This is a genomic window from Collinsella sp. AF25-2LB (assembly GCF_003458415.1).
Classification (GTDB): domain Bacteria; phylum Actinomycetota; class Coriobacteriia; order Coriobacteriales; family Coriobacteriaceae; genus Collinsella.
In genome coordinates this window covers 16,874-35,209 of the sequence record NZ_QRUF01000001.1, presented here as the reverse complement: position 1 = coordinate 35,209, position 18,336 = coordinate 16,874, and the positions used below count along the sequence as shown (strand labels likewise).

Below are 18,336 nucleotides of genomic sequence, written 5' to 3'. Positions count from 1 at the left end.
TTAGCCCCTCAATCCAGAGAACAGAGCAAGAGCCTCGCCAAAGCCAGCATCGAGCAGAGCGATGACGACGCCGACGACGATCAGAGAAGCGCAAACGACGACCGAGTAGTTCACGAGCTCCTTCTTATCGGGCCACGTGACACGCTTCATCTCGGACTTCACCGAAGCGAAATACTTCTTGGTGCGGGCGAAGAAACCAGGCTTCTCGTTCTTCTTGGACTTCGCAGCCTTCTCGCTCTTCTTGGCAACGGCCTTCTTGGCCTCAACCTTGGAGTTGGCGGCAGCGCTGTTGGCAGGTGCCGGCTGCTGAGCCTTCTTCTTGTTCTTCTTGTTGGCCATTTGGGTTACCTCCGCGCAATGCGCTTATACATGAGTAAACCGTAAGCTCCCAAGTGGGAGCTTACGGAATAATGACTGGCACGCCAGGAAGGACTCGAACCCTCAACACTCGGTTTTGGAGACCGATGCTCTACCAATTGAACTACTGGCGTATATGACTAGAGACTAGCGAGTCTCTTTGTGCAGCGTGTGGTGACGGCACCAGGGGCAATACTTCTTGATCTCCATACGATCAGGCATGGTCGACTTGTTCTTGGTGGTCGTATAGTTGCGGCGCTTGCACTCAGTGCACGCAAGAGTAACTAGAGTACGCATGTATCCTGAACCTTTCATTTCCGCCCCGTACGGGCACGAGTTGTTACTTTATCAGCTCCACGTAAGTGCTGTCAATGAAAACCTCGAGTCAATTGGTTCTCGGTGGATCCATTCATATTTGGAACACATCAATGAAGCCATCGAGATCTAATCGACGGTGCATCCAGGACCATTATCGATCCTCTCGACACCAGCAACGGCTCAATATCCATTGCAGAAAAGAACCCGGCACCCATATAAGTGCCGGGTTCTCTAAGTCAGCTATATCAAAGAGCTAATTTACTCAATGATCGTGGAGACGATGCCCGAACCGACGGTGTGGCCACCCTCGCGGATAGCGAAGCGCAGGCCCTCCTCCATGGCGATCGGGTGGATGAGGTCGCCCTCGATGGTGATGTGGTCACCAGGCATAGCCATCTCGGTGCCCTCGGGGAGCTTGACCGTACCGGTAACGTCGGTGGTACGGAAGTAGAACTGAGGACGATAACCATCGAAGAACGGGGTGTGACGGCCGCCCTCCTCCTTGGTCAGAACGTAGATCTCGCCGGTGAACTTGGTGTGCGGGGTAACCGAACCGGGCTTGCAGAGAACCTGGCCGCGCTCGATGTCCTCACGCTTGATGCCACGGAGCAGCAGACCGACGTTGTCGCCAGCCTCGCAGAAGTCCATGGACTTACGGAACATCTCGATACCGGTAACAACGGTGTTCTGGGTATCCTTGATGCCGACGATCTCGACGGGCTCGTTGAGCTTGAGCTCACCGCGCTCGACACGGCCGGTAGCAACGGTACCACGGCCGGAGATGGTCATAACGTCCTCAACGGCCATCAGGAACGGGAGGTCGTTGTTACGAGCAGGCGTCGGGATGTACTCGTCGACGGCGTTCATGAGCTCGCGGATAGCGTCCATCCACTTGGCGTCGCCCTCGAGAGCGCCCAGAGCGGAACCACGGATGACGGGGATGTCGTCGCCGGGGAAATCGTACTCGGAGAGGAGCTCACGGGTCTCCATCTCGACGAGGTCGATAAGCTCGTCATCGTCGACCATGTCGCACTTGTTCAGGAAGACGACGATGTAGGGAACGCCGACCTGACGGGCGAGCAGGATGTGCTCGCGAGTCTGAGCCATGGGGCCGTCGGTAGCAGCGATGACCAGGATAGCGCCGTCCATCTGAGCAGCGCCGGAGATCATGTTCTTGACGTAGTCAGCGTGGCCCGGGCAGTCAACGTGAGCGTAGTGACGGGAAGCGGTCTCGTACTCGACGTGGGAGACGGAGATCGTAATGCCGCGCTCGCGCTCCTCGGGAGCCTTGTCGATGTTCTCGAACGCAGTGAAGTCAGCCTTGCAGCCCTCGGTCTCGGAGAGAACCTTGGTGATGGCGGCGGTCAGCGTGGTCTTGCCGTGGTCGACGTGACCAATGGTGCCGATGTTAACATGCGGCTTAGTGCGCTCAAACTTCTCTTTGGCCATAAAGCCCTCCTCTTAACAGGTCGTCCCCGGACGGGACTTTGCCTTTATACCATAGTGGCCTCTCAACATACTATTGAGAAGCCACCGTGTTACCTATGGTAGCGGTGACTGGATTCGAACCAGTGACGCCACGGGTATGAACCGTGTGCTCTAACCAACTGAGCTACACCGCCGGATGGAGCCTGCAACCAGACTTGAACTGGTGACCTCTTCGTTACCAACGAAGTGCTCTACCGACTGAGCTATACAGGCACTTGACGGGTGGGAGCTATAGGATTCGAACCTATGTAGGCAAAGCCAACGGGTTTACAGCCCGTCCCCATTAACCACTCGGGCAAACTCCCAATCGTTCAAGTATCCGCAGGTCCTTTGGTCTTTTGGACCGCCGCCCCCGCGAACGAAAAAGATAATACGATGCAACCTTGGGGGCTGTCAACGAAAACCTCTAGATACACGGTTCCGGGCGTATCTATATAGCCGTGACCTGCGGTTTTATTGAGTTTGGATATGAAGGACGGTGGTTTTGGATACAGAGGTGACATTTCCCAAGGTAACACTTTGGCGTAGTGGAGTACACCTTCAGGATCGAACTTCGATAACAGCCTATTTGCACCTATATATAGGTCGAGATCGGGCTTCCGTGGCAGATTCGAGCGTGGATTTTCTTCCGTTTGAAATCGAGCGTGGACAATCTCCCACTATTGGCGTGCCCCCAAGGCCAAAGTGGCAGATTATCCACGATCATTCACTAAGCGGGAGATTTTCCACGCTCGTACGTCCGATAATCCACGCTCAGGGGGGGGCAGCCGAGCTCGACACGGCTTTTGTCTCGATCTGTAACATATAGAGAACATTTTCTCCCCTATCTGTTACAGGTCGAAATATTACGCAGAGACCCCAGCTTACGTCTCAATCTGTAACAGTAAGAACGGTTTTCAGCCTCTTCGTGTTACAGACCGAGATGTTATCGTCCGTCCCTTGGCAATGTCTCGATCTGTAACAATAAGGAGGGTCTTCAGCCCGCCCGTGTTACAGATCGAGACAAACCTAAAGCCTGGTGGGAGTCAAACCCGCTGACATGTCAACATAAATAGAAACGGGCCCTGTCCCATATAGAGACAGAGCCCGAAACTCTCATGGAGCCAGTGACAGGAATCGAACCTGCAACCCACTGATTACAAATCAGTTGCGCTACCGTTGCGCCACACTGGCACACTTGGCGCTTTCGCGCGAAGCCAATTAAGAATAAAGGAATTGCTGACAAGGCGCAACAGACCCTTTGACCGACCACATCTCAAAACTATTCGTCAGAACGAATAGTTTTATCCGTTCGCCAAAACCAAAAACTATTCGTTTTGGCGACGGCAACCCACAGTCCGTTGATTACAAATCAACGGACCGGCCAATTGGGAAACGGGTCTCTATGGATAATCCCCTACCTCCCGCGCAGGGCCTTGAGCTTGGCCAGGGAATCGGGGCTCAGGCGGCTGCCCAGGGTCATCTTGATCTGCGGAGCTTCCTCTGCCTCGTGAACGTCGTTGTCGATCTGTTTGATCTCGTCCACCAGCATACGGCTCGAGATGCGCGTAACGCCCTTACCCATGACGACGGCCTGGATCGTGCCGTCGCTCGACACCACGGAGCACGCGCGGCCTTCCTCGCGCGCCTCGATGCAGAGCTTCTGCACCACGGTGTCGGCCGATACGCCCGTCGGCGAAAACTCGATGCGCACGCCGCGGGCCGGCAGGTTGGGGCGCTCGCTGGAGATATTGCCCGCGCCGTCAAACACGATTACGGCCTCGTAGCGGCCCTGGGCAAACGCGGCAACATCGTTGATGAGTGCCGTGCGCGCCATATCGTGAACGTCGCTGGAATACGGATCATCGGAATGGTCGTAGACGAGCTTTTCGTAGCGCGGCGTGCAGTGGATCACGTTGTAGCCGTCGACCACCAGCAGCTCGGGCTTATTGGAGTGCACCGTCGAGACCGGGTCGGCGATGGCCTGCGCAAACGCATTGCCGCCCACGCCATAGGTCGCGGCCGAAACAATCGGCTTGGCCGAGCCTTCGCCAAAGCGCTTGGCCTTGGACTTGGCGCGGTTCTTCTTGGACATGCGCTACTCCTCCCCCATGAGCTCGCCGGCATTGCGGCGCAGCCACTCAAAGCACAGCGCGGTGGTCGCCTGGGCCACATTGAGACTCTCGGTCATGCCGCGCTGGGGAAGCTTGGTCAAAAAGTCGCATTTCTCGAGCACCAGGCGCGAGATGCCGTCGCCCTCGGAGCCCATGACGAGCGCAACGCGGCCCTCGAAGGGAGCATCCCAGCAACTGCCCTCGGCGTGCTCGGAAGCACCGCCCACCCAAAAGCTGGCGGCCTTGAGGTCGTCAAGCGCTCGGGCGATATTGGGAACCTGCGCGATGGGCAGGTGCATGACGGCACCAGCGGAGGTTTTGTAGCTGCCCACGGTCACACCGGCGGCGCGCTTGTTGGCAATGATGACGCCCGCTGCGCCCACGACCTCGGCAGAGCGCACGATCGCACCAAAATTGCCATCGTCGGTCACATGGTCGAGCACGACGACGAGCGCCGGTCCTTCACCCGCGCGATCGAGAATATCGGCGACATCGGCATAGGGGAAATTGCCCACCTCGAGCGCAATGCCCTGGTGAGCGCCATGGCTCGACAGCGCATCGAGCTGCGTGCGCGGCACATACTTAATGCGGACGTCCGCGGCGTTGAGGTCGTCGACCAGACGCGACAAGGCGGCATCGCGCTCCCCGCCCTCGGCGATGAGCGCGCACTTGACGGGAAAGCCGGTACGCAGTGCCTCGGCGGCAGCACGACGACCTTCGATAAACTCGCCCTTGGGAACCTGAACATTGTCGCGGTTGCGATCTCGCTGCGAACGCGCAGCCTGGGCTTGGGAGCGCTCGCGCTGGCCCTTGGGAGTGGCAGCGCGGTCGTTGCGGCGAATCGCACGCGAGCCAGAAGCAGCCTGCTTGCCTCCACGCGGTGCACGTTTGCGATTGTCGGCCATAAAACGGCCTCCTTAAATAGATAACGAACAAGAATCGACCGTCCGAGCCACGGCACCTTGCCTTTCAATCGTTGGGCATGACCACCAGGTCTATGCCCCCCCCTCTTTCAAGGCAATCTGCCGCACCTCGAACGGTCGACAAATACTAGAGACTCTTAATACGAGTACCCGCGGCCGTATCTTCAATCGTCAGGCCCAGGTCCTTGAGCTGGTCGCGGATGGCGTCGGCCAGATCCCAGTTCTTGGCGGCACGGGCCTCGGCACGGGCCTCGAGAATCTTGGCAGCGGCCTCGTCCACGTCGTCACCCGTGTAGGCGACCAGGCCGGCGGCAACGCCCAGCAGGCCCAGCGGCAACTCGACCTTGGGCTCGGGGAGCTCGACGCCAAACGTATCGAGCAGCTCGACCAGCGTATCGGCAGCAGCAAGCGCAGCGGCCTTGTCGGCAGCATCGCCCGCCCGCTCCAGGTACTGGTTGCACTCGGTCACAAAGCCAAAGACAGCACCCATGGCACCGGCAGTGTTAAAGTCGTCGTCCATGCACTCCTTAAAGGTGGCACGGGTCTCGGCGGCCTTGGCGGCAAACGCCTCGGATGCTGCCTCATCGGCATCGGCCGTCGCATGGTTCGCGGCCCAGCGCAGGTTCTCGACCGTACCGGCGATACGCATGAGCGAGTTCTCGGCACCCTCCAGGCGCTCCCAAGAAAAGTCAAGCGGCGAGCGATAGCTCGTCTGCAGCATCAGCAGGCGCAGGGCCGCGGCAGAGTGCTGTTCGAGCACCTCAGCCAGCGTAAAGAAGTTTCCGAGCGACTTGGACATCTTCTCGCCGTCGACCAGCAGCATGCCCGTGTGCATCCAGGTGTTGGAGAAACCCTGGTGCCAGGCGCAGGTGGCCTGGGCGCACTCGTTCTCGTGATGCGGGAAGGCAAGGTCGGAGCCGCCGCCGTGGATGTCGATCGGGGTGCCCAGGTAGCGATGCACCATGGCGGCGCACTCGGTGTGCCAACCGGGACGGCCCTCGCCCCAGGGGCTCGGCCAGCTGGGCTCGCCGGGCTTGGCGGCCTTCCACAGGGCAAAGTCGAGCGGGTCGTTCTTGTCCTCGTTCTCCTCGATGCGCGCGCCAACCATAAGGTCGTCGATGTTGCGGCCCGAGACCTGACCATAGTTGGGATCGCTGCGCACGGCAAAGTACACGTCGCCGTTATCGGCGGCGTAAGCGTGACCCTGCTCGATAAGCGTCTTGATCATAGCGATCATGGGGCCGATCTCCTTGGTGGCGCGGGGGCGCACATCGGGATCGAGCACGTTGGCGGCGCGCATGACGCCGATGAACTTGTCGGAGAACTCCGTCGCGACCTCGGCGGCCGTTCGGCCCTGCTCGTTGGCGCGCTTGATGATCTTGTCATCGACATCGGTGAGGTTCTGGGCGAACGTGACCTCGTAGCCGCTCGCGATGAGCCAGCGGCGAATCACATCGAAGCTGATGAACGTGCGGGCGTTGCCGATGTGGATGTTGTCGTAGACCGTGGGGCCGCACACGTACATGCGGACCTTGCCGGACTCGATGGGCTGGAACTCTTCCTTTTTATGGGTAGCGCTGTTGTAGATACGCATTCGTTACTCCTTAACGGTTTTCTGTAGCAGGCAGACGGCCCAGGCGCCAATTCCCTCGCCTTGGCCTTCCCAGCCGAGCTTTTCGGTCGTAGTGGCGGCAACGCCCACGTTTTCGACGTCAACGCCCAGGGCATGGGCAAGGTTGGCGCGCATGGCATCGCGGTGCGGGGTGATCTTAGGCTGCTGGCAGGCAATGGTGCAGTCGGCATCGACAAACTCAAAGCCAAGCTCGCGCGCATAGTCCATCACGCGAGCGAGCAGCACCATCGAATCGGCACCCTCGTAGGCGGGATCGGTGTCGGGGAATAGCTTGCCGATGTCTCCCCCGCGGCAGGCTCCCAGAATGGCGTCTGCCAGCGCGTGTGCAAGCACATCGGCATCCGAGTGGCCCAGCAGGCCGCGCTCGTAGGGGATGTCGACCCCGCCGATGATACATCGACGCCCCTCCACCAAACGGTGGACGTCGTAGCCGTGGCCAATGCGCAGGTTACTGAACATGGGGAAGGTCCTCTCCCTCGGCCATACGGCCAAGCAGAATCGCGGTTACGGGACGCAGGTCCTCGGGCACCGTAACCTTAAGGTTGTCGCGCGGACTCTGGACGCAGCGGACGCGTCCACCCATGCGCTCAACCAGCGATGAATCGTCGGTACCGATAAAGCCCTCGGCGATGGCTGCGGCGTGAGCGCGCTTCATGGCGTCGACGCTAAAGATCTGCGGCGTCTGCGCGGCCCAATAGAGCTCACGCGGCGGCGTCTCGACGATATTATCGCCGTCGACGATCTTGAGCGTGTCGATCGCGGGCTGACCGCACACGACACCGTCGAGGGCGCGGTCGCCCACAAGCACGTCGATCGCATGATCGATGGCCTCGGTCGTGATGAGCGGACGGGCGCCGTCGTGGATGGCGACGTACTCAAAGCCCGCCGGCACCGCGTGCACGCCGGCGCGGGTGGAATCCTGACGAGTATCGCCGGCATCGGCAAAACTGATGGGCGTGTCATAGTCAAACGGGTCGATGGCCAGGCGGCGCATCTCGGCACGGCGCTCGGCAGGGCACACCACCACGATGTGGCCGACCTTGTTGCTACGATCGAACGCGCGGATGGACCAGCTCATGAGCGGACGGCCCGCCACGTTAACGAGCTGCTTGCCGCCGGGATTTCCAAAGCGCTGGCCGCTGCCGCCGGCAACGACCACGGCGCATACGGGCGCCATTATGCGTTCCCCTGTTTGGTGCCCTTCATGCGGTACAGGGAGTCCGCAAGAATGGCAGGGTTGTTGACGCCAAAGTCGCCCAGGCGCTCCGGATCCTCGCTGATGTCATCCATGAGCTCCTGCAGCGAGCCGTACTCGTCGACGATCTTCTCGGCCACGCCGTCGCGCACAACAGACACGCGCGAAAGCGTGCGCAGGCCCAGCGGCGTCATGACGGAGTCCTCGTCCAGGTCGTCGTAACCCAGAACCGCCGCCACATGCTGTGGGTCGGACAGGTCCTTAGGCGTCATACGGCTCAGGTTGGCGCGGATCTTTTCGGCATTGGCCTCGGAGGAATCACTCGCATAGTCGCGAATCATCAGGTCGTACTCGGTATCCATGCTGGAGCCGGCGAGCTGCTCGAGCTGCATCTGCACGAGCTTGCCCTGGTTGCCCAGCTTGACAATGCAATCCTTAAGCTCAGTCTTTGCCTGCTGCATGATCTCGAAGCTCGAGAAAATCCCGGTGATATCGGCGAGCGTAACGTAGTCATCGAGCTCGAGGGCCGTCAGACGCAGCAGGGAGCGGTCGAGCGACTGACGGGTGGTCTGAAGCGTGGCGACGAGCTGGTTGACCGAGCTCATGATGGTGGTGACGGGCTGGATCTCATAGCTCTTGCCGTGAACGTACACGTTGACGACGGCACGACGGGCCGAGACCGAGATCACGATGGCATCGGTGAGCACCGACATGCGAGCGGCAGTGCGGTGACGCATGCCCGTCTCGCTCGTGGCAAGCGAGGGATCGGGATTGAGGTGGAAGTTGGCGCGCAGGATCTGGGTGAGGTCGCCGTCGATAACGATGGCACCGTCCATCTTGGAGAGCTCGAACAGGCGGTTCGAGGTGAACGAAATGTTGAGTGGGAAGCCGTCGTTACCGGCAGCGAGCACGTTTTCGGTGTCGCCGACGCAGATAAGGGCACCCAGGTGACCGGCGATGATCATGTCGAGGGCGGTGCGGATCGGCTGACCAGGTGCCGTCAGGCGGATGGCCTGTTCCATACGCTTTTGCAGCTCGTTCTTATCCAAGGCATCGCTCCCATCGCATACGCTCCATAAACGCTAAATAGTTTCTCACGGTTTGTCCCCGCGGCGCTCGCGAAATCCGATGCTTACAGAATGAGCGAACACCGCTGAGAGCCTCAACCCAAATGAGCTGTTCATGTGGTAGCATCGGGATTCACATGAATGAGGGAGTAGTCGCGTGACCGGGTTCGCCTCCGGTGGCGCGGCAAGTCAACATACTGGCCGATGCGGCCTGGCTTGCCTTAATGAACGAGACTCGTGGTTGTACGCGCAGCGCGTACGCCACGGGTCTTTTTTGTTGCTCCCCTGTCAGAAGTACACGCGGGTTCGCCCGCAAGGAGGGAGCCAAACCATGGGACTCGTAGAGCTCGTGCTGCTCGCCATTGGCCTTTCGATGGACGCCTTTGCCGTATCCATCTGCAAGGGCCTTGGCATGAAGAAGATCAACCTTAAGGTCGCCGTAGTGCTCGGCCTGTTCTTTGGCGGCTTCCAGGCCGGCATGCCCGTGATCGGATGGGCGCTTGGCAGCCAGTTTATAGGCATCATCGGCCCCATCGACCATTGGATTGCCTTTATCCTTTTGGCCTTCATCGGCGGCAAAATGCTGTGGGAGGCTTTTACCGAGGACGAGGATGAAGGCGACGGCAAGAATGCCGAAAAGATTGAACTGAGCGAGTACCTGATCCTCGCCATCGCCACCTCAATCGACGCCCTGGCCGTGGGCATCTCGTTCGCCGCGCTTTCGGTCGACATCGTTCCCGCCGTATCGCTTATCGGCGTCACAACGTTTATCTTCTCCGTCGCCGGCGTAGCGATCGGCCACACCTTTGGCGCGCGCTACGAAAAACCTGCCACCATCGTGGGCGGCATCGTGCTCATCCTCATCGGACTTAAGATCTTGCTTGAGCATCTGGGGATTTTGGCGCTGTAACGCCAAACACAATCGCTCAAAACTCAACGCCAGTATAAGGCCTCATGCAAAGTTTTGCATGAGGCCTTTTCGTGCAGACTTTTGCATGTCATACTGATATGCAAAAGTCTGCACGTTAGGAGATCGCCGTGAATACCCTTCCCATCACCACACCGCGCCAAGCTGGCATCTACGTGCGCCAGGCACGCGAGGCTCAGGGTCTCACCCGTGCCGCCCTCGCCAAAACGGCCAGTGTTTCGGAGCGCCTGCTCGCATCGCTCGAGCTAGGAGACGCCACCGGCATTCGACTCGACAAGTTGCTGTCCGTCTTTAACGCACTCGGCATAGGTCTCTTTGCGCAAAGCGATAACGACTCCATCGCATCGCCCTCCGAACATCCGACGACGAAAGCGGACCTCCCTATCGCGAACTCGAATGCCCTGCCAAAGCCAAGCGTAGGCAGACGACCCGCTCGACAGGGAACGCCATCTTCCTATGGTGCCTTGCTGGCCCAAATCGCAGCCGAGCAAGGCCTTTCCGACACTTCAGACCTCTCCTTTGGCTGTAAGGTTGTGAAATAAATGGCAGAGATGGAGCTTGCGACCCTCATTTGTGGCGAAATCGCAGGCACTCTCCGGCAAGACGAGCATGGACTCTGCAGCTTTGTATACGCCCCAACCTATCGCGGAGCACCACTATCGCTTACAATGCCGCTTTCCAATCGCACGTATGGCCATAACATCGTCCGCCCGTTCCTATTTGGCCTTTTGCCCGACAGCCAAGAGCAGCGTCGCGCTATTGCCGCCGAGTATGACGTTGCATCCAACAACCCCGTCGCCCTCTTGTGCCATATCGGTCTTGACTGCGCAGGGGCCGTTCAGTTTTGTCGAACCGATCAATTAGGCGCCGCCCGCGGCAGGGTCTCGGCATACCGCCCGCTTACCAATTCTCAAATCGCTCACAAGCTCAAAGCAATTCGCGATGACGAAAGAGAGACATGGATGGGCTCCAACGAAAGCTGGTCCCTGGGCGGCAACCAAGGCAAATTTGCACTAGTTTGGCATGATGGCCAATGGTGCGAATGTCTAGGGTCATCCCCCACTACCCATATCTTCAAAAATGGTGTCGTTGGGTTCAAACATCAGGCCTTAAACGAATTCGTCTGCATGAAAACGGCTCGGCGTGTTGGCATTCCAACTGCCAACGTCTCCTATTGCACATTTGAAGACGAAGCCGCGCTCGTCGTTGAACGGTACGACAGAATGGTCAATAGCAGCGGAAATATCGAAAGGCTGCATCAGGAGGACTTTTGCCAGGCGCTCGGTGTATTGCCAAGCCAGAAATACACCGCCGACGGAGGACCAACCACACGAGACATCCAAGAACGACTGATTAACACAGTCCCCCACCACATGAATCTTGTGCTTTTTACCTATATGTTGTTCTATAACGCCATTATCGGAGCGCCTGACGCACACGCTAAAAACTACTCGCTCATCCTAGGCAAAGGCACAAACGCAGCGCTCGCACCCATGTACGATGTCGCATCGGGCTTGGCGTACGAACGTATGCGCCGCCGGGCGCGCCTTGCCATGAGCGTTGGCGGCGAAAATCGAGTGGGGCGCATCGGTCCAGGCGCTATCCGCCGATACCACGGTATGGGCGACCCCGCGCTGGAGGCGGCGCTCACCGATGCCGGGCTATCCGAGAAGTTTTGCTTTGCGACCATGATGGACCTCGCCTACGAGGTGCCCATTTGTATGGAAGAGATCATGGACGAATACGCCGACCTGCCCGGCATGGCGGACCTGCGCGAGCATATGCTCGGCCCCGTCCGCGAAAACTGCCAGCGCACCCTCGACCTCATCAAGGCGGATATGGGCTAGGCGCCAATCAATCCACATTTCTTAAAAGAAGAGGGGGGCACCCGTCGCAAAAGTTCGGATGCCCCCTCTCGTAATGTCATTTGCAATCCGCTAGCACGTGGCTCGAACTGCTGCTAGCGCGACCCTTACGCGGCAAGGCGCTTGAGGACGTCGATGAGCAGCTCGTAGAAGCGCTCGGCAGAAGCGAGCTCCATGCTCTCGTCCGGGGTGTGGACATCGGAGAGCGTCGGGCCCACGGCGATGGCGTCCAGGCCGTGCAGGGCCTCAGCAAACAGGCCGCACTCAAGGCCAGCGTGAATGGACTCGATGCGCAGCTCGGAGCCAAAGAGCTCGCGATAGCTCTCGACAAAAACGTCGCGGACCGGCGAATGCTCGGCATAGCTCCAGCCGGGATACTCGAACTCGAACTTGGCGTCGAAGCCCAAGACATCGGCCAGCGTCTGCAGGCGGTCCTTGAACTCGTTCTGCAGCGAGGTAATCGAGGAGCGCGGGGACAGCATGATCTTGACCTGGTCGTCGGAAGTGGCGACCACGCCGATGTTGGAGGAAACCTCGACGGAGCCGTCGGTGGCGACGTTGCGGCGAATCACGCCATTAGGGGCAAGACGCAGGGCGCGGATGAGGGCAAGCGCGGACTTCTGATCCATGGCCTCGACCTCGGCGTCGTCGGCAATCTCGACGGTGCAGGTAAAACCGGGGTCGAAGACCTCGAGCTCGGCAGTGACGTCGGCGATGATGTCCTTTGCGATCTGGGCCGCGGCCTCGGCGGCAGCGTGGTCGGCGTAAACCAGCTCGGCCTTGCACTCACGGTTGATGGCGTTATCCTTAGTGCCGCCGTTAAAGCTAACGATGGCGGGCTCGCCGGCGACCATCAGGCGGTCGATGATGCGGGCCATGATGAGGTTGCCGTTGCCGCGCTCCAGGTTGATATCGTTGCCGGAATGACCACCCAGTAGGCCGGAGATGTCGAGCGTGAGGGTGCTGCCGGTCTTGTGCTCGCGCACGATGGGGCAGGTGTAGGTAACAACGACGCCGCCGGCGCAGCTGACGGTGGCAACGCCCTCTTCCTCGGAGTCAAGGTTAATCATGGTGCGGGCGTTAATCTGGGACTTGTCGAGCGTCTCGGCGCCGACCAGGCCAGTCTCCTCATCGGTGGTGAATACGCACTCGAGGGCGGGGTGAGCAATCGAATCGTCGTTGAGCACAGTAAGCATCAGAGCGACAGCAATACCGTTGTCGGCGCCCAGGGTGGTGCCGTTAGCGGTGAGGACGCCGTCCTTCACGACCAGGTCGATACCGTCGGTCGTAAAGTCGTGCTCAACAGAGCCCAACTTGTCGCACACCATATCGATGTGGCCCTGCAGCATCACAGTCGGGGCATTCTCGGCGCCGGCAGAAGCGGGCTTGCGAATGATGACGTTGTAGACCTCGTCCTGGTACACATCGAGGCCGCGCTCCTTGGCAAACGCAACCAGGAAATCGCTGATGCCCTTCTCGTTGCCAGACCCACGGGGGATCGCGCTGACCTCCTCAAAGAAATGGAACAGCTGGGCGGGCTCGTAGCCGGTGATCTTGTAATCCATGGTGCCTCCTTGGCGCAACTGGTTAGACAGTAAGACATGCGCCTTGTATATTCCCAGACTTTGCGTGCATAAACCAGTCGAAAACGCCGAGCGCCCTTGCATCATCGGCTAACGGTGGGGAGACGCCACTTTATTAAGGTAAAGCAGGTTAGACGGGCCGCGCCGAAGGGACGTTGGACCCTTCAACCAACCTCAACGCTTGATCAACGTTTATGCATACGCCATTGATATGTTTAATGAGATCTACTTTGAACGAAGGGGGCTTTCCAACAGAAAAAGGGCGCTCCTTTGGAACGCCCTCGTGGACACAAGGTTTTGTTACGCCCTACAGCGCGCCGGAACCGGTTTGCATCATGCCGCCGGGGCCCGAGGTCACGCCGCCGCTCACGGGCGCGGCGCTGCCAGTGTGCGGTGCCGCCGGGGTGGTATCGCCACCGAGCGTACCTGCCGGACGCGGCGCCGGAATCTCGCCCGTGCCGTGGCTAAAGACAAACTTGCCATCGGCCACGTCGCACAGGACGGTATCGCCCTCGCCCCACTCGCCGGCCAGAAGTTCCTCGGACAGCGGGTCCTCGATGAGCTTTTGAATAGCACGGCGCAGCGGACGCGCACCGTTGGTGAGGTCGGTGCCCTCGGCCACGATCTTGTCATAGGCCGCATCGGTGAGCTTGATGTTCATGCCGTTGGCAATCAGACGCTGGCGCAGGTCGTCCACCAGCAGGTGCGCGATCTTGGTGAGATTCTCGCCCGAGAGCTTCTGGAACACAACAATGTCGTCGATACGGTTGAGCAGCTCGGGGCGGAACAGGCGCTTGAGCTCGCCCATCGCGCGACCACGGATCTCACTCGACGTGAGACCCTGCTCGCCGGTGGTGCCAAAGCCCACGCTCGCATCCTGCGCAATCTCGCGGGCGCCCACATTGGACGTCATGATGATCACGGTGTTGCGGAAGTCGACCGTCTTGCCCTGGCTATCGGTCAGGCGGCCCTCCTCCAGCACCTGCAGCAAGATGTTGAAGATATCGGGGTGCGCCTTCTCGATCTCGTCGAACAGCACGACCGAGTACGGGTGGCGACGAACGGCCTTGGTGAGCTGGCCGCCCTCGTCGTGACCGACGTAGCCCGGAGGGCTACCGATGAGCTTGGAGACCTCGAACTCGCTACCGAACTCGGACATGTCGAAGCTGATGAGCGCGTCTTTGCTGCCAAAGAGATACTCGGCGAGCGTCTTGGCGAGCTCGGTCTTGCCCGTGCCGGTGGGACCCAGGAAGATAAAGCTGCCGCCGGGACGACGCGGGTCCTTGAGCGGCGAGCGGCTGCGGCGCACGGCCTTGGCGACGGCCTCGACGGCCTCGTCCTGGCCGATAATGCGGGTCTTGAGCACGCTTTCGGTCTGCAGCAGGCGACGGCTCTCGCTCTCGGTGAGCGAGGAAACCGGCACGCCCGAAGTCACGGACACGATGTCGGCAATCTGACTCACGTCGATGGTGAGCGGGCTGGCGTCGAGCTCGGCGGTCCAGGCGGCCTTGGCTTCGGCGAGTTCAATCTCGGCGGCCTTCTGCTGCTCGGTGATCTCGGCGGCCTTGTTCATGTCATCGCTCTCGGTGGCCTCCTGCGCGGCGGCCTTGAGCTCCTCTATACGATGCTCGGCCTCGCGCACCGGCTCGGGCGCGCGATTCGCGGCGATGCGAGCGCGGGCACCGGCCTCGTCGATGAGGTCGATGGCCTTATCGGGCAGGAAGCGATCCTGGATGTAGCGGTTGGAAAGGTTCGCGGCGGCCTCGATAGCACCCTGCGTATAGCGCACATGGTGGTGCTCCTCGTAGCGCGGCTTGAGCGCGGTCAGGATCTTGACCGTGTCCTCGACGCTCGGCTCCTCGACATCGATGGTCTGGAAGCGGCGCTCAAAGGCCGGATCTTTAGTGAGGTACTTACGGAACTCCTCAGCCGTGGTGGCACCAATGATCTGGAAAGCACCGCGCGCGAGCACGGGCTTGAGCATAGAGCTCGCATCGATAGAACCCTCGGCAGAACCGGCACCGATGATGGTGTGCATCTCGTCGATAAACAAGATGACGTCGTCGGCTTCGGTCGCCTCCTGGATCACGTTCTTGAGGCGCTCCTCAAACTCACCGCGATACTTGGCACCCGCGACAAGACCCGGCAGATCGAGCGTCCAGATATTCTGGTTCATAAGATTCTCGGGCACATTGCCAGCAGCAATCTGCTGCGCCAGGCCCTCGACGATAGCCGTCTTGCCCACGCCGGGATCGCCCAGGATAAGCGGATTGTTCTTGGTGCGGCGCGAAAGGATCTCCATCATGCGCTGGACTTCCTTTTCGCGGCCAATCACGGGATCGAGCTCGCCGTCGCGCGCCTTCTGCGTGAGGTTGGTGGCGAACTGCTTGAGCGTGTCGGTGCCGCCCCCCTTTTGCTGAGAGGCATCCGAGCCGCTAAAGAACGGCAAGCCCGCACCGGGGCGACCGGCGCCGGCTCCGGCGAGCGGACGCTTCTTGTCCTGATCCTTGGCGGTGAGTTTCTCGATAGCCTTTTTGATGGAGGCGGACGACACACCCAGGCGCATGAGGATGTCCATGGCCATGCCGTTGCCCTCTTCGACGATGCCGATCAGCAAGTGCTCGGTCGACACGTAGGTCTGGTTGTTCTCACGCGCCACGCGGAAGGAGCGCTCCATCACGCTAATGACGAGCGGCGTAAAGGCAAGCTTGGCAGCCTCGGTCTCCTCGCTGGGCTCGGGAACCGTGGTCTGGACCTCTTTGAGGGTATCCATGATGTCGTCGTAGGAGATATCGAGCGAGCGCAGCGCCTCAGCGGCAATGCCCTCGTCCTCCTTGGCGAGCGCGAGCAACAGATGCTCGGTACCCACCTTATTTGAATGAAGATCGAGCGCCTCCTGCTTGGCCATGGACATGACCTTGCGCGCGCGATCGGTAAAACGGTCTAACATGCTAGTTCCTCTTAGACGAGCTAGTTTTTTTCAAACGCAAAGCGCCACTCGTGGCGGCGCTTTGGTCTCTTTACCCATATGGAGTATATGTTAACCGCTGGGGCCTTTTCCGCATGCAGCCATACGACAACGTCTACAAAAAAGGAATTGCCAGGTGCGTCTGCATCGGCCCAACGAGCGTGGATTTTCGGACACCCATTCCACGAGCGTGGATAATCTCCCGTTTTGAGCCCGTAAACAGGCCAAAAACGGGAGATTATCCACGTTCATGTTTTGCGGATCAGTTTCATTTGCACCAATTAGCTGGTGTGGCGCCAGCGAGGGTCGGTGAGCGTACGCGCCACACCCAGGCCAACGGGCAAAAACGCCACGATGAGCACTGCACGCACAAACCAGCCGAGCATATTGACCGTGTCGAAGGTGCACATGTAATACATCGAGCGATACAGATACAAGCCCGGCACCATAATGACAATCGATGGCACCGTGAGGGCGATACGTGGGTAGGTGAGCTTGATTTCGGCTAAGCTCGCGAGCAGCCCCGATACCAGCGCGCCAATAAACGCTGCCGCCTCGGGAGGCATACCTACGCTCAGGCCCAGGAAGGGAAACAGCGCCGGCGCATCGACGAGCGTAAGACGCAAGGTATTGGACACGGCGCCGATCAGCCCAGCTGCCGCGGCCATCTTTACCGGGCTGTTGAACATCACCGAGAAGCCGAATACGCCAACGAAGCTCATCACCACGCGCAGGAGCGTAAGGGCAAGCGGCGAAAGGCCGAGCGGGGCAAAATCATCCGGTGCCAGCCCCACACACTCGGCAACCATCCAGCCCACAAGGGTCGCCATCACAATAATCGACACGGCATACGAAAGACGCTCAATGCCGCTTCGCATATCGAGCTTAGCGATGTCGAGGCCTGCCGTAATGAGGGGAAAGCCGGGAATCACAAAGAGCATGGCGCCGATATAGCCTTCTTGGTGCGACATTGCCCCCGGTACGACCTGGCCAAGGCCGAGCAATGCCAGCAGATACGAAACGCAAGCGAGCGCAACGCCAATCGTCAGCGCGCTAAACTGGCCAAGACCCTGCTTGAGAATATGAGAGCGAGCAAAGTTGCCAACACCAGCGCCTACGAATGCGCAGGCCATCTCGATAGGGCCGCCGCCGAGCAAAAAGACGAAGGCGCCGCAAGCACAAGCTGCCGCAAGGCCCTGTTGCCAGGGAGAGTAATCGGGTTTTGAACTCTCAACGGTCTTGAGCATCTCGTGGTATTCGTGCACGGTAAACCGGCGCCCATACGTCTCGATTTCCTTTAGGAAGCTCTCCATCATCCAAATGCGATGGGTATTGACTCCCGTTGTGGGCAGGCTGACAACCTCGTTAAAGCAGTGGCCATCTTCGATGCAGGTGCACTCAAACGACAGAAGACTTAAGTCAACGTGGACGGTGACACCGAGTACGGCGGCAACGCGATTCATGGTATCGCGTACACGCCAGGCACCCGTTCCGCTCGCGAGCATAAGCATACCGGTGCGGCAGATGATGGATGACTTATCGGTGAGCGGCGCATCGACGGCAAGCTCATCGCCTGCCGTCACGATCTGGTGCCAGTCTGTTTTCATATGGAGTGCGCCGGCACGAACACCGTGGTGCATGGGGGCTCTCGAAAGCAGCGAGTCAAGGCGCGAAGACTGTGGGGGCTCCGCTGATCCGACCTCGTCCTCGTCGGGCTCTTCATCAATAAGGTCGAAAGTATCGAGCGCCGCCGGCTCGCGACGGTCGATCAATTCCTCGTCCTCATCATCAAAGTAGTTGAACTGATCGAGCATGTCCTCTTCGATTGCACGCTCGCTCGCGTCGTCCATATAGACGCTCCCTTCCTGCCGACTAACCCCCATCCTAGACAGCAACGGCTAAAGGAAACATAAAAGAG

Annotated in this window: 15 protein-coding genes and 5 tRNA genes; 3 read left to right on the top strand and 17 right to left on the bottom strand. The window is 59.6% G+C overall.

Features of this window, described 5'->3' with window-relative positions:
* From secE to disA, 14 genes are all read right to left on the bottom strand, one after another.
* Entirely contained in the window at positions 1 to 339 is a 339-nt protein-coding gene (secE, locus tag DWY51_RS00195; protein ID WP_117769328.1) for a preprotein translocase subunit SecE, read from the bottom strand.
* Positions 340 to 415: 76 nt separating this feature from the next.
* Positions 416 to 491, bottom strand: a tRNA-Trp gene (locus tag DWY51_RS00190).
* A 13-nt stretch (positions 492 to 504) separates the two neighbouring features.
* Positions 505 to 654: a 50S ribosomal protein L33 gene (rpmG, locus tag DWY51_RS00185; RefSeq protein ID WP_022093895.1), complete on the bottom strand. Its 150-nt coding sequence runs from the start codon at positions 652 to 654 to the stop codon at positions 505 to 507.
* A 279-nt stretch (positions 655 to 933) separates the two neighbouring features.
* Entirely contained in the window at positions 934 to 2,124 is a 1,191-nt protein-coding gene (gene tuf, locus DWY51_RS00180) for an elongation factor Tu (protein ID WP_089572520.1), read from the bottom strand.
* 96 nt (positions 2,125 to 2,220) lie between these two features.
* Positions 2,221 to 2,297, bottom strand: a tRNA-Met gene (locus DWY51_RS00175).
* 3 nt (positions 2,298 to 2,300) lie between these two features.
* Positions 2,301 to 2,376 (bottom strand) — tRNA-Thr (locus tag DWY51_RS00170).
* 10 nt (positions 2,377 to 2,386) lie between these two features.
* Positions 2,387 to 2,468 (bottom strand) — tRNA-Tyr (locus tag DWY51_RS00165).
* Between the two features lie 793 nt (positions 2,469 to 3,261).
* Positions 3,262 to 3,336: transfer RNA gene (locus tag DWY51_RS00160), tRNA-Thr, on the bottom strand.
* 223 nt (positions 3,337 to 3,559) lie between these two features.
* Positions 3,560 to 4,237 (bottom strand): NYN domain-containing protein, encoded by a 678-nt coding sequence (locus DWY51_RS00155; RefSeq protein ID WP_117769326.1) that lies wholly within the window; start codon positions 4,235 to 4,237, stop codon positions 3,560 to 3,562.
* A gap of 3 nt (positions 4,238 to 4,240) precedes the next feature.
* Complete coding sequence (rlmB, locus tag DWY51_RS00150) at positions 4,241 to 5,161, bottom strand: 23S rRNA (guanosine(2251)-2'-O)-methyltransferase RlmB (protein ID WP_117646057.1); 921 nt, start codon at positions 5,159 to 5,161, stop codon at positions 4,241 to 4,243.
* Between the two features lie 145 nt (positions 5,162 to 5,306).
* Positions 5,307 to 6,773: a cysteine--tRNA ligase gene (gene cysS, locus DWY51_RS00145; RefSeq protein WP_117646056.1), complete on the bottom strand. Its 1,467-nt coding sequence runs from the start codon at positions 6,771 to 6,773 to the stop codon at positions 5,307 to 5,309.
* A gap of 3 nt (positions 6,774 to 6,776) precedes the next feature.
* A complete protein-coding gene (gene ispF, locus DWY51_RS00140; protein WP_006234975.1) occupies positions 6,777 to 7,271 on the bottom strand; it encodes a 2-C-methyl-D-erythritol 2,4-cyclodiphosphate synthase in 495 nt (164 codons plus the stop codon).
* Entirely contained in the window at positions 7,261 to 7,989 is a 729-nt protein-coding gene (gene ispD / locus DWY51_RS00135; RefSeq protein WP_117769324.1) for a 2-C-methyl-D-erythritol 4-phosphate cytidylyltransferase, read from the bottom strand. The genes ispF and ispD overlap by 11 nt, the downstream gene beginning before the upstream one ends.
* Positions 7,989 to 9,029, bottom strand: a complete 1,041-nt coding sequence (gene disA / locus DWY51_RS00130; RefSeq protein ID WP_369831362.1) for a DNA integrity scanning diadenylate cyclase DisA — start codon at positions 9,027 to 9,029, stop codon at positions 7,989 to 7,991. The genes ispD and disA overlap by 1 nt, the downstream gene beginning before the upstream one ends.
* A 376-nt stretch (positions 9,030 to 9,405) precedes the next feature.
* On the opposite strand from disA, the gene DWY51_RS00125 reads away from it, so the two are divergent.
* From DWY51_RS00125 to DWY51_RS00115, 3 genes are all read left to right on the top strand, one after another.
* A complete protein-coding gene (locus tag DWY51_RS00125; RefSeq protein WP_117769322.1) occupies positions 9,406 to 9,984 on the top strand; it encodes a manganese efflux pump MntP family protein in 579 nt (192 codons plus the stop codon).
* 128 nt (positions 9,985 to 10,112) lie between these two features.
* Positions 10,113 to 10,544 (top strand): helix-turn-helix domain-containing protein, encoded by a 432-nt coding sequence (locus tag DWY51_RS00120; protein ID WP_158556873.1) that lies wholly within the window; start codon positions 10,113 to 10,115, stop codon positions 10,542 to 10,544.
* A complete protein-coding gene (locus DWY51_RS00115; protein WP_117769318.1) occupies positions 10,545 to 11,849 on the top strand; it encodes a type II toxin-antitoxin system HipA family toxin in 1,305 nt (434 codons plus the stop codon).
* 125 nt (positions 11,850 to 11,974) lie between these two features.
* Here DWY51_RS00115 and DWY51_RS00110 read toward each other — a convergent pair whose 3' ends face one another.
* The 3 genes from DWY51_RS00110 to DWY51_RS00100 form a co-directional block, all read right to left on the bottom strand.
* A complete protein-coding gene (locus DWY51_RS00110) occupies positions 11,975 to 13,432 on the bottom strand; it encodes an aminoacyl-histidine dipeptidase (protein WP_117769316.1) in 1,458 nt (485 codons plus the stop codon).
* 325 nt (positions 13,433 to 13,757) lie between these two features.
* Positions 13,758 to 16,400 carry an ATP-dependent Clp protease ATP-binding subunit gene (locus tag DWY51_RS00105; RefSeq protein ID WP_117769315.1) on the bottom strand — a complete coding sequence of 881 codons (2,643 nt, stop codon included), beginning with the start codon at positions 16,398 to 16,400 and terminating at the stop codon, positions 13,758 to 13,760.
* 299 nt (positions 16,401 to 16,699) lie between these two features.
* Positions 16,700 to 18,268, bottom strand: a complete 1,569-nt coding sequence (locus tag DWY51_RS00100) for a threonine/serine exporter ThrE family protein (protein WP_233504572.1) — start codon at positions 18,266 to 18,268, stop codon at positions 16,700 to 16,702.
* Between the last annotated feature and the right edge of the window lie 68 nt (positions 18,269 to 18,336).

What these genes read in the sequence shown, in the direction of transcription:
- secE (WP_117769328.1), bottom strand. Translation starts at nt 339, where the DNA reads ATGGCCAACAAGAAGAACAAGAAGAAGGCTCAGCAGCCGGCACCTGCC.
- rpmG (WP_022093895.1), bottom strand. Translation starts at nt 654, where the DNA reads ATGCGTACTCTAGTTACTCTTGCGTGCACTGAGTGCAAGCGCCGCAAC.
- tuf (WP_089572520.1), bottom strand. Translation starts at nt 2,124, where the DNA reads ATGGCCAAAGAGAAGTTTGAGCGCACTAAGCCGCATGTTAACATCGGC.
- DWY51_RS00155 (WP_117769326.1), bottom strand. Translation starts at nt 4,237, where the DNA reads ATGTCCAAGAAGAACCGCGCCAAGTCCAAGGCCAAGCGCTTTGGCGAA.
- rlmB (WP_117646057.1), bottom strand. Translation starts at nt 5,161, where the DNA reads ATGGCCGACAATCGCAAACGTGCACCGCGTGGAGGCAAGCAGGCTGCT.
- cysS (WP_117646056.1), bottom strand. Translation starts at nt 6,773, where the DNA reads ATGCGTATCTACAACAGCGCTACCCATAAAAAGGAAGAGTTCCAGCCC.
- ispF (WP_006234975.1), bottom strand. Translation starts at nt 7,271, where the DNA reads ATGTTCAGTAACCTGCGCATTGGCCACGGCTACGACGTCCACCGTTTG.
- ispD (WP_117769324.1), bottom strand. Translation starts at nt 7,989, where the DNA reads ATGGCGCCCGTATGCGCCGTGGTCGTTGCCGGCGGCAGCGGCCAGCGC.
- disA (WP_369831362.1), bottom strand. Translation starts at nt 9,029, where the DNA reads ATGGAACAGGCCATCCGCCTGACGGCACCTGGTCAGCCGATCCGCACC.
- DWY51_RS00125 (WP_117769322.1), top strand. Translation starts at nt 9,406, where the DNA reads ATGGGACTCGTAGAGCTCGTGCTGCTCGCCATTGGCCTTTCGATGGAC.
- DWY51_RS00115 (WP_117769318.1), top strand. Translation starts at nt 10,545, where the DNA reads ATGGCAGAGATGGAGCTTGCGACCCTCATTTGTGGCGAAATCGCAGGC.
- DWY51_RS00110 (WP_117769316.1), bottom strand. Translation starts at nt 13,432, where the DNA reads ATGGATTACAAGATCACCGGCTACGAGCCCGCCCAGCTGTTCCATTTC.
- DWY51_RS00105 (WP_117769315.1), bottom strand. Translation starts at nt 16,400, where the DNA reads ATGTTAGACCGTTTTACCGATCGCGCGCGCAAGGTCATGTCCATGGCC.
- DWY51_RS00100 (WP_233504572.1), bottom strand. Translation starts at nt 18,268, where the DNA reads ATGGACGACGCGAGCGAGCGTGCAATCGAAGAGGACATGCTCGATCAG.